Annotated in this window: 8 protein-coding genes; 5 read left to right on the top strand and 3 right to left on the bottom strand. The window is 69.7% G+C overall.

Going from position 1 to position 9,532, the window contains the following annotated elements; translation table 11 throughout:
- Window position 1: 1 nt before the first annotated feature.
- Window positions 2–799 carry an amidohydrolase gene (locus tag ACFQ0E_RS19025; protein WP_386826566.1) on the top strand — a complete coding sequence of 266 codons (798 nt, stop codon included), beginning with the start codon at window positions 2–4 and terminating at the stop codon, window positions 797–799.
- A gap of 3 nt (window positions 800–802) precedes the next feature.
- Here the strand turns inward: ACFQ0E_RS19025 and ACFQ0E_RS19030 are convergent, their stop codons facing one another.
- Genes ACFQ0E_RS19030 through ACFQ0E_RS19040 form a run of 3 tightly spaced genes read right to left on the bottom strand, consistent with a single transcriptional unit; the run spans window position 803 to window position 2,804 of the window.
- Window positions 803–1,096 carry a hypothetical protein gene (locus ACFQ0E_RS19030; RefSeq protein WP_386826568.1) on the bottom strand — a complete coding sequence of 98 codons (294 nt, stop codon included), beginning with the start codon at window positions 1,094–1,096 and terminating at the stop codon, window positions 803–805.
- The gene (locus ACFQ0E_RS19035) at window positions 1,093–1,695 is read right to left on the bottom strand and encodes a hypothetical protein (RefSeq protein ID WP_386826569.1); all 603 of its coding nucleotides are present in this window, start codon (window positions 1,693–1,695) and stop codon (window positions 1,093–1,095) included. The genes ACFQ0E_RS19030 and ACFQ0E_RS19035 overlap by 4 nt, the downstream gene beginning before the upstream one ends.
- The gene (locus ACFQ0E_RS19040) at window positions 1,692–2,804 is read right to left on the bottom strand and encodes an NAD(P)/FAD-dependent oxidoreductase (protein ID WP_386826571.1); all 1,113 of its coding nucleotides are present in this window, start codon (window positions 2,802–2,804) and stop codon (window positions 1,692–1,694) included. Before ACFQ0E_RS19040 ends, ACFQ0E_RS19035 begins: the two co-directional genes overlap by 4 nt.
- Before the next feature lie 140 nt (window positions 2,805–2,944).
- Here ACFQ0E_RS19040 and ACFQ0E_RS19045 point away from each other — a divergent pair, with 140 nt between their 5' ends.
- Genes ACFQ0E_RS19045 through ACFQ0E_RS19060 form a run of 4 tightly spaced genes read left to right on the top strand, consistent with a single transcriptional unit; the run spans window position 2,945 to window position 9,214 of the window.
- A complete protein-coding gene (locus ACFQ0E_RS19045; protein ID WP_386826573.1) occupies window positions 2,945–3,358 on the top strand; it encodes a hypothetical protein in 414 nt (137 codons plus the stop codon).
- A gap of 54 nt (window positions 3,359–3,412) precedes the next feature.
- Window positions 3,413–4,747 carry a TolC family protein gene (locus ACFQ0E_RS19050; RefSeq protein WP_386826574.1) on the top strand — a complete coding sequence of 445 codons (1,335 nt, stop codon included), beginning with the start codon at window positions 3,413–3,415 and terminating at the stop codon, window positions 4,745–4,747.
- Window positions 4,744–6,021, top strand: coding sequence for an efflux RND transporter periplasmic adaptor subunit (locus ACFQ0E_RS19055; protein WP_386826575.1), 1,278 nt, complete (start codon window positions 4,744–4,746; stop codon window positions 6,019–6,021). Before ACFQ0E_RS19050 ends, ACFQ0E_RS19055 begins: the two co-directional genes overlap by 4 nt.
- The gene (locus ACFQ0E_RS19060; protein ID WP_386826576.1) at window positions 6,011–9,214 is read left to right on the top strand and encodes an efflux RND transporter permease subunit; all 3,204 of its coding nucleotides are present in this window, start codon (window positions 6,011–6,013) and stop codon (window positions 9,212–9,214) included. The genes ACFQ0E_RS19055 and ACFQ0E_RS19060 overlap by 11 nt, the downstream gene beginning before the upstream one ends.
- Window positions 9,215–9,532: the final 318 nt, after the last annotated feature.

Genomic DNA, 9,532 nt, shown 5'->3' on the forward strand with positions numbered 1-9,532 from the left:
CATGGACGACTTGCGCATCACCCTCGTGCAGGGCGACACCCGCTGGCACGATCCGGCCGGCAACCGCGACTACTACGGCGACCTGATCGGCGGCCTGCGCGGCCAGACCGATCTGGTCGTGCTGCCGGAAACCTTCACCAGCGGCTTCTCGAACGAGGCCATCGCCCAGGCCGAGACCATGGACGGCCCGACCGTCGCCTGGTTGCGCGAACAGGCGGCGGCGCTCGACGCGGCGGTTTGCGGCAGCGTGCAGCTGCGTGACGGCGATGCAGTCTTCAATCGCATGCTGTTCGCCACGCCCGATGGCGACGTGCGCACTTACGACAAGCGCCACCTGTTCCGCTACGGCCGCGAGCATGAGCGCTACACCGCCGGCCGCGAACGCCTCACCGTGGAATGGCGCGGCTGGCGCATCTGTCCGCTGGTCTGCTACGACCTGCGCTTCCCGGTGTTCGCGCGCAACCGTTACGACGTGGAGCGCCCCGGTCAGCTCGACTACGACCTGCTGCTGTTCGTCGCCAACTGGCCGTCGGCGCGCGCCTATCCGTGGAAGACGCTGCTGCGTGCCCGTGCGATCGAGAACCTGTGCTACGTCGCCGGCCTCAATCGCGTCGGCACCGATGGCAACCATCTCCACTATTCCGGCGACAGCGCGGTGATCGATTTCCTTGGTCAGCCGGTCAGCGAATGTACCGATGAGCCGGTGGTCGTCACCACCACCCTGCAGGCGAAGGAACTCGCAGCGCATCGCGAGCGCTTCCCGGCGATGCTGGACGGCGACGCGTTCGAGCTGCGTTGAGGCTCAGCGACCAGGCGCCCCGCGCCGGGCACGTACGGGCCGCATCCGCATCGCGACATACGCGACCAGGCATGTGGCGAACACCGGGAACGAGGGCAGGGCGGTGATCGGCGTGTCGATGTAGGCATGCGCCTCGATGCCCTCGATGTCGCAGAGCCAGCGCGCGTAGTCGAACGCGCCGCCCATGTCGAGGCAGGCGTCGGGCGCAGACAGGTCGGCATGGAACCACCAGGCTGCCGTGGTGAGCGCGGCCACGCTGGCGTATCGCAGGCATTGCATGGGCAGGCGGATGTTCATGGCGAGGTTCTCCGTGCAGCGGCGGACGTGCAGCGTTCGATGGCGGTCGCTGCCCCGGTCCAGTACGGGTCTGATTCGAAGCGCAGGGTTCGGTAGCTCCACAGCCTCACGGTGCGGCCATGGACGATCCATGCATGCGGACTGCGCGGACGTTCTCCGCCCAGGTGCGATCGGATCGATTCGATCAGCAGGATCGATCCGCGGCAGTCCGCCGGCGCCGAGGCCAGCGTGGGTTCGACCAGCGCGCTGCGGATCGCTTCGCCGCACAGCAGGGGCATCCAGAAGATCGCAGCGGTCGTCGCCAGGATGCGTGTCCAGCGTCCACGCGATCGCATTGCACGTCGCAGGGAAACGAAGGCCAACGCGAGCATCATCGCCGACAGCGTCAGGCTCAGCGCGGCGAAGCCCGGTGCGCGCACGATCAGGCCCGCTGCCCGTGTCGGCAGGACTGGCGGCAGGAAGGCATGCATCAGCGCGAACCAGCCGTCCAGTGCCATCCACACCTGCCAGACGACGAACAGGTGCAGCATCAGCAGCGATCCTGCACCGAAGCGTGTCTCCGCGACCGTGGCCGCATCCGTCGTCTCGACGCTGCTCATCGCACCGCTCTCCCGCCGAAGTACACCCGCTCCGCGGCCCAGCGCATCGGCGCGCTGCCGATCAGCAGGTCGAAGGGCCAGTCATACTGGGCGTGGTCGAAGATCCAGCGCAGTGCGCGCTTGAAGCGGTAGGGCGGCGCGGCGTCGGCAGCGACGCGCTCGGGGGCCGGGCCGCCGTCGCGCAGATGCCGCGCGACGCCTTCGCCGACGGCCCAGCCGTGCTGCCAGGCCGAGTGGATGCCGCCGGCGGTGACCGGCGAGACGATGCCGGCTGCGTCGCCGGTGAGGATCACGCCTGGCTTGGCGATCGGCGAGACCGGGCCGCCGCAGGGAATCAGCCCGGCGCGAATGGCCGAGGGCGGCAGGTCCTTCGGGATGCCGAGCCGGGCGCCGACACGTTCGCGCAGCGCGGTCACGTCCGGCGTGCCGGCGCGGCCCACGTCGTGGCGAAAGGCCAGGCCGAACTGCACGCCCGTGGGGTTCTGCGTGGCCCAGCCGATGTAGCCCGGTGCCAGGCGCTTGTCGATGAAGCAGTGCAATACGTCGGGTTCGTGCAGTTCGAGGTCTGCGAATTCGTATTCGACGCCGTAGAGGAAATCGCGCACCGCGCCGAGTCCGAAACGCTGTGCGACCCGCGACTTCGCGCCGTCGGCACCGACCAGCCAGTGCGCGTGACCGACGCCGGGCAGGTGCCAGCGCCCGCGATGCGGTTGCACGCTGTGCGTGGCGTCGGTGAAGGAATGCGCCAGCCGCAGGTCGACGCCCTGGCCGCGCATCTCGTCGGCGAGCCAGCGCATCAGGTTCGGCGTGTCGGTGGTCAGGAAGTAGTAGTCCGGCACCTGCAGCGCGACATCGCGCAGGTTCGGCGCGTACAGACGGACCTTGTCGACGCGGCGCACCAGGCCGGCCGGCATCTGGTTCAGCCAGGTGCGTTCGGCGGCCTCCTTCACGATGATCCCAGTGGTGTGCAGCTTCAGGCCCGGGTCGCGCTTGCGCTCCAGCACGCAGACGCGCAGGCCGTACTGCGCGGCAGCCAGCGCGCAGGCCGCACCGGCGAAGCTGGCGCCGACGATGACGAGGTCGTAGTCGCGTTCGGGAGCTGCGGCCATGGCGATTCCGTCGATGGGGACGGGCGCACTCTCGCCGGGTCGGGCGGGCTGCGTATGGCGCTTGTGTGAAGTCCGACTTCATCGACGCGCGCAGCGCTGGAATTGTGTAACCGCATGTGCCGCGCTTACCCTTGCCGACCGTGACCAGACCTGCCCGCCGCCGCAGATCCGCCTCCCGACGCATCCTCCTGGTGATGATGCTGGTGCTGGGCTTCGTCCTGCAGCCGGTGATGGCCGCCTACGGCCAGCTGCACGAGAGCCTGGGTCACCTCGGCGAGGGCATCGCGCATGTCGAGGGTGATGTACACGACGATGCACATGACCACGCACATGACGATGTGCCGCCATCGCCGGGCGAAGGCGGTCACGACACCAGTGTCCTGCATGCGCTGTCGCACCATGCGCACTGCTGCGCGCAGCCGCAATGGCTCGCGCCGGATGGCCTGCCGCTGCCCCTGAGGCTCGTCTCCGCCTCGCGTCCGCCGAGTTCCGGCTATGACGCGCCTCCCGAGTCGCCCGCTGACACCCCGTTCCGTCCCCCGATCGACGCGTGAGTTCAGCCGGCGGGATGCCGGCGCTTCACTTCACGACGACATCGGAGCATTTCCATGCATATGCGACTCGCGGCGCTCGCCGCGTGGGTCGTGGCGTGCGCGCTGGCGTGGCCTGTCCATGCCAGCGAGCGCCCGACTCCTGAAAAAGGGCGACTGGACGACCAGTCCCCCGGAACATTGACCCTGGACGACGCGTTCGCTCGCGTCGCCAGTCATCGCAACAAGACCCATCCCGAGCTGCGCCTGTTCGACACACGTCGCGACCTGCTGCAGGCGGAGCGCGACCGTGCGTTGCAGCGTCCGGCTTTCGTCGCCGGCGCCACGCTGGAGAACGCCTTGGGCAGCGGCGATTCCGCCGGCCTGGGCGGCGCGGAGCTGACCCTGAGCCTGGCCTCCGTGCTGGAGCGCGGCGGCAAGCTCGACGCGCGCCGCACGCTGGCGCAGAGCCGCATCGATGCGCTCGCCGTCGAACGCGAGACCACGCGACTCGACCTGCTGGCCGAGGTCGCGCGCCGGCATCTCGCGGCCGTCGCCGCCGAGCACCAGCGCCGGATCGCCGAGCAGGACATCACCCAGCGCAGGCGCACCGTCGCCGCCGCGCGACAGCGGCTGCAGGCCGGTGCGTCGCCGGAGTCGGTGGTGTTCACCGCGCAGGCCGCTCTGGCGCGCGCCGAACTCGAACGCGACCGCGCCGTGCAGCGCGGCATCGGTGCGCGCCAGCATCTCGCCGCGCTGTGGGGCGAACGCGATCCGCGTTTCGTCGTCTCGGGCGGCGATCCGCTGTCGCTGCCGACGATCGAACCTGCGTCCGCGCTGGCGACGATGCTCGACGGCACGCCGGAGCTGGTGCAGTTCATTGATGAACAGCGCATCCGCGAGGCCCGCCTGCAACTGGCGCGCAGCGAGGCGACGCCGGATCTCGACTGGCAGGTCGGCGTGCGCCGGTTGCAGACGGATGGCGACATCGGCCTGGTCGGCGGCGTCTCGATGGCGCTCGGCACGCGCGGTCGCGCCGAACCAAGCATCCGCGCGGCCGAGGCCGAACTCGCGTCGCTGGAGATCGAGCGCGAAGCGCGCGGCATGTCCCTGTATTCCACCCTGGCGGATGCGCGCGGTCGCTATGCCCTGGCGCAAGTCGAAGTGCGCCGCCTGCGCGACGAGGTGCTGCCGAAGCTCGCGCAGGCCGAATCCGCCGCCGAACGCGCCTACCGTGCAGGTGCGATCAGCTACCTCGAATGGGCGCAGCTGCAGTCCGAGCGCACACAGGCGCGCAGGCAGCAGCTTGACGCCGCACTCGAAGCACAGCGCGCGCTGATCGAACTGCAGCGCTTGACCGGGCAGACGCTCGTCGTCGCCCCGAATGCCAACGCACAAGGAATTTCTCCATGACGATACGACCCCTGATGGCTGCGGTCGCGCTGGCGCTGATGCTGGCCGCCTGCGGTGGCGAAACCGGCGGACATGCCGATGAGACCCATGCCGATGACGATCATGGACATGGACACGCAAGCCATGACGAAGGCGAAGCGCCGAAGAAGGGCGAGCACGGCGGTCGCCTGCTCGAAGCCGAGGGCCACACGGTCGAACTGGCCATCGCCGAGACCGGGCGCCCGCCGACCTACCAGGCCTGGCTGTACCGCGACGGCAAGCCCTTGCCCCCGCAGGCCGGCAGCGTCGAAGTCCGCCTGAAGCGTCTCGGCGACATCGCGGAGAGCCATGTCCTGAAGCCGCAGGCGGACGGCAGCCTGATGGCTGCGACCGTCGTCGGCGAGCCGCATTCCTTCGATGTCGAGGTGATCGCGAAGATCGGCGGCAAGTCGCTGCGCTGGGCTTACGAGAGCTACGAGGGACGCACCGTGATCCCTGCGCAGATCGCGATGGACTCGGGCATCCGCGTGGCTGCGGCCGGGCCGGGCGAGATCGCCGACCAGCACGAACTGCAGGGCCTGCTGACCACGGTCGAAGGGCGTGCCGCAAGGGTCATGGCGCGCTTCCCCGGGCCGATCCGCGCGCTGCGCGCCAACGTCGGCGACCGCGTGCGCGTCGGCCAGCCGCTGGCGACGGTGGAAAGCAACCTCAGCCTCACGGATTACACCGTGACCGCGCCGATCTCCGGCGTCGTCATGTCGCGCGACGCCACCGTCGGCGGCGTGGCGGGCGAGGGCACGTCGCTGTTCGAAATCGCCGACCTGTCCTCGCTGTGGGTCGACGTGCACGTATTCGGCGCTGACGCGCAGCACATCCAGCCGGGCGTGCCGATCGAAGTCACGCGACTCAGCGATGGCGCCAAGGCGGTCACGACGCTCGAGCGCGTGCTGCCCGGCACCGCGACCGCCAGCCAGAGCACGGTCGCGCGCGCGACGATCCCGAACGCCGACGGCCTATGGCGTCCCGGATCGGCGGTGAAGGCGCGGATCACCGTGGCGCGCAAGCCTGCGGCGCTGGTGGTGCCGCTGTCGGCGCTGCAGACCTTCCGCGACTGGGACGTGGTGTTCATCCGCGTCGGCGACACCTACGAGGTGCGTCCGGTCGAACTGGGTGACCGCGATGCCGAGCGCGTGGAAGTGCGATCCGGTCTGAAGGCGGGCGACCAGGTCGTGGTCGAGCAGAGCTACCTGGTCAAGGCGGACATCGAGAAATCGGGGGCGAGCCATGACCACTGACCGACACGACGGCGCTGGGATCGGTCCGCTCGAGCGCACCATCCGCTTCGCGATCGCGCATCGCTGGGTGATGCTGGCGCTGACCGTGGCGCTGATCGCCATCGGCACGTGGAGCGCGCTGCGCCTGCCGATCGATGCGGTGCCCGACATCACCAACGTCCAGGTGCAGATCAACACGCGCGCCGACGGCTTTTCGCCGCTGGAAACCGAACAGCGCGTGACCTTTCCGGTCGAGACCGTGATGGCCGGGTTGCCCGGTCTGGACTACACGCGCTCGATCTCGCGCTACGGCCTTTCGCAGGTCACGGTGGTGTTCAAGGACGGCACCGACCTGTATTTCGCGCGCCAGCAGGTCGCCGAACGCGTGCAGCAGGTGACATCGCAGCTTCCGGAGGGACTCGAACCCGAGCTGGGGCCGATCGCCACGGGCATGGGCGAGATCTTCATGTACACGGTCGACGCCGACCCGAAGGCGCGCAAGCCCGACGGCAGCGCGTGGACGGCCACCGACCTGCGCACGCTGCAGGACTGGGTGATCCGCCCGCAACTGCGCAACACGCCCGGCGTGACCGAGGTCAACACGATCGGCGGCTTCGCGCGGCAGATCCACGTCACGCCCGATCCCGCGCGACTGGTCGCGCTGGGCTTCACCCTGCATGACGTGGTGCGCGCCATCGCCGCGAACAACCAGAACGTGGGCGCCGGTTACATCGAGCGCAACGGGCAGCAGTTCCTGGTGCGCGCGCCGGGGCAGGTGGCCGATCTCGACGCGATCCGCGACATCGTCCTGGATCGCCGTGACGGCGTGCCGATCCGGGTGCGCGATGTGGCGGCCGTGGACGAAGGCCGCGAACTGCGCAGCGGCGCGGCCACGCACGATGGTCGCGAGGCCGTGCTCGGCACGGTGTTCATGCTGATCGGCGCGAACAGCCGCGAGGTGTCGCAGGCTGCTGCCGCGAAGCTCGAACAGGCCGGCAGGAGCCTCCCGCCCGGAGTCACCGCGACGCCGATGTACGACCGCACTTCGCTGGTCGACCGCACCATCGCCACCGTGACCAAGAACCTGGTCGAGGGCGCGCTGCTGGTGATCGTGGTGCTGTTCCTGCTGCTCGGCAATTTCCGCGCGGCGCTGATCACCGCCGCCGTCATCCCGCTGTCGATGCTGTTCACCGTCACCGGCATGGTCCGTGGCGGCGTGTCCGGCAATCTCATGAGCCTGGGCGCGCTGGATTTCGGCCTGATCGTCGATGGCGCGGTGATCATCATCGAGAACTGCCTGCGCCGCTTCGGTGAGCTGCAGCACGCGCTGGGCCGTGCGCTGAACGACGAGGAGCGGCTGGAAACCGCCGCGAGCGCCACCGCCGAAGTGATCCGTCCCAGTCTGTTCGGCCTCGGCATCATCACCGCGGTCTACCTGCCGATCTTCGCCCTCACCGGCGTCGAAGGCAGGATGTTCCATCCGATGGCGATCACCGTGGTGCTGGCGCTGACCGGCGCGATGCTGCTGTCGCTGACCTTCGTGCCCGCATCGGTGGCGCTGTTCTTGCGCGGCAAGGTCGAGGAGAAGGACACCAGGCTGATGCAGTGGGCGCGGCGCGCGTATGCGCCGCTGCTGTCGTGGTCGCTGTCGCATCGCAAGGCCGTCGTCGCGGGCGCGCTGGCGCTGCTGGCGTCGAGTGGCTGGCTGGCGACCCGGCTGGGTTCGGAGTTCATCCCGAGCCTCGACGAAGGCGACATCGCGATGCACGCGCTGCGCATCCCCGGCACCAGCCTGGAGCAGGCGATCCGCATGCAGGTGTCGCTGGAAGCGCGCATCGCCCGGTTCCCGGAAGTGAAGGACGTCTTCAGCAAGCTCGGCACGGCGGAAGTGGCCACCGATCCGATGCCGCCCTCGGTCGCGGACACCTTCATCATGCTCAGGCCGCGCGCGCAGTGGCCGGATCCGCGCAAGCCGAAGGCGCAGGTCGTCGCCGAGATCGAGGCGGCGGTGAAGCAGCTGCCCGGCAACAACTACGAGTTCACCCAGCCGATCCAGATGCGCATGAACGAGCTGATCTCGGGCGTGCGTGCCGACGTGGCGATCAAGCTCTACGGCGACGACCTCGACACGCTCGCCGAGGTCGGCGAACGCATCGAGGCCGTGGCGAAGACCGTGCCCGGCGCGGCCGATGTGAAGCTGGAACAGGCCACCGGCCTGCCGCTGCTGACCATCAGCGCGGACCGGCAGGCGCTGGTGCGCTACGGCCTGAACCCGGGCGTGGTGCAGGACACCGTGGCGACGGCAGTCGGCGGCGAGGTCGCGAGCCAGCTGTTCGAAGGCGATCGTCGCTTCGACATCGTGGTGCGCCTGCCGGAACGCCTCCGCCAGGATCCTGCCGCGCTTGCCGACCTGCCCATCCCGCTCGCGGCGACCGCGCCCGGCGACGACGACAACCGCGACGAATCCAGTCGCGATGCCGCCTGGGGCGCACCGCGCACCGTGCCGCTGCGCGAGGTGGCGACGATCGAGACCTCGCTCGGTCCGAACCAGATCAACCGCGAGGACGGCAAGCGCCGCGTGGTGGTCACCGCCAACGTGCGCGGTCGCGACCTGGGCGGTTTCGTCGGCGAGCTGCAGCGAAAGATTGATGCGGGCGTGGACGTGCCCACCGGCTACTGGATCGATTACGGCGGCAGCTTCGAGCAGCTGATTTCGGCGAGCCAGCGCCTGTCGGTCGTGGTGCCGGTCACGCTGATGCTGATCTTCGCGATGCTGTTCTGGGCCTTCGGCTCGGCGAAGGATGCCGCGATCGTGTTCAGCGGCGTACCGCTCGCGCTGACCGGCGGCGTGGTCGCGCTGACGCTGCGCGACCTGCCGTTCTCGATCTCGGCGGCGGTCGGCTTCATCGCGCTGTCCGGCGTGGCGGTGCTCAACGGCCTGGTGATGATTTCCTTCATCCGCAGGCTGCGCGAGCAGGGCGTGCGCCTCGACGACGCGGTGGTCGATGGCGCGCTCGGACGCCTGCGCCCGGTGCTGATGACCGCACTGGTCGCCTCGCTGGGTTTCCTGCCGATGGCGCTCAACGTCGGCGCCGGCTCGGAAGTGCAGCGCCCGCTCGCCACGGTGGTGATCGGCGGCATTCTCTCGTCGACCCTGCTGACCCTGTTCGTGCTGCCGGTGCTGTACCGCTGGGTGCATCGGGGGCGGGCATAGAGGCGCGCACCGATGACAGGCATCGTGTGGAGCGGATCGGAAGATCCGCTGCGGTGAGGGAGGGTCGGCTGACGGAAGCGGGGCAGCGGGTCTTCGACCCGCTCTACGATGGTGTCGTAGCCCGGGTCCGCGCGCAGCGCGTACCCGGGATCATGCGCCGAGTCGCGAAGACCCGGCCGTAACATCGAATCGAACGATCAGCGATTGAACCCGCCGCCACCGCCGCCGCGTGGGCCGCGGTTGCCGCCGGGACGCGGGCCTGCCGGGCGCGGACCACCCGGACGGGCGCCGCCGGGCTTCGCGCCAGCGGGGCGCGGG

It is taken from the genome of Lysobacter brunescens (assembly GCF_042677005.1).
GTDB lineage: Bacteria > Pseudomonadota > Gammaproteobacteria > Xanthomonadales > Xanthomonadaceae > Lysobacter_I > Lysobacter_I brunescens.

What these genes read in the sequence shown, in the direction of transcription:
- ACFQ0E_RS19050 (WP_386826574.1), top strand. Translation starts at nt 3,413, where the DNA reads ATGCATATGCGACTCGCGGCGCTCGCCGCGTGGGTCGTGGCGTGCGCG.
- ACFQ0E_RS19040 (WP_386826571.1), bottom strand. Translation starts at nt 2,804, where the DNA reads ATGGCCGCAGCTCCCGAACGCGACTACGACCTCGTCATCGTCGGCGCC.
- ACFQ0E_RS19055 (WP_386826575.1), top strand. Translation starts at nt 4,744, where the DNA reads ATGACGATACGACCCCTGATGGCTGCGGTCGCGCTGGCGCTGATGCTG.
- ACFQ0E_RS19025 (WP_386826566.1), top strand. Translation starts at nt 2, where the DNA reads ATGGACGACTTGCGCATCACCCTCGTGCAGGGCGACACCCGCTGGCAC.
- ACFQ0E_RS19035 (WP_386826569.1), bottom strand. Translation starts at nt 1,695, where the DNA reads ATGAGCAGCGTCGAGACGACGGATGCGGCCACGGTCGCGGAGACACGC.
- ACFQ0E_RS19060 (WP_386826576.1), top strand. Translation starts at nt 6,011, where the DNA reads ATGACCACTGACCGACACGACGGCGCTGGGATCGGTCCGCTCGAGCGC.
- ACFQ0E_RS19030 (WP_386826568.1), bottom strand. Translation starts at nt 1,096, where the DNA reads ATGAACATCCGCCTGCCCATGCAATGCCTGCGATACGCCAGCGTGGCC.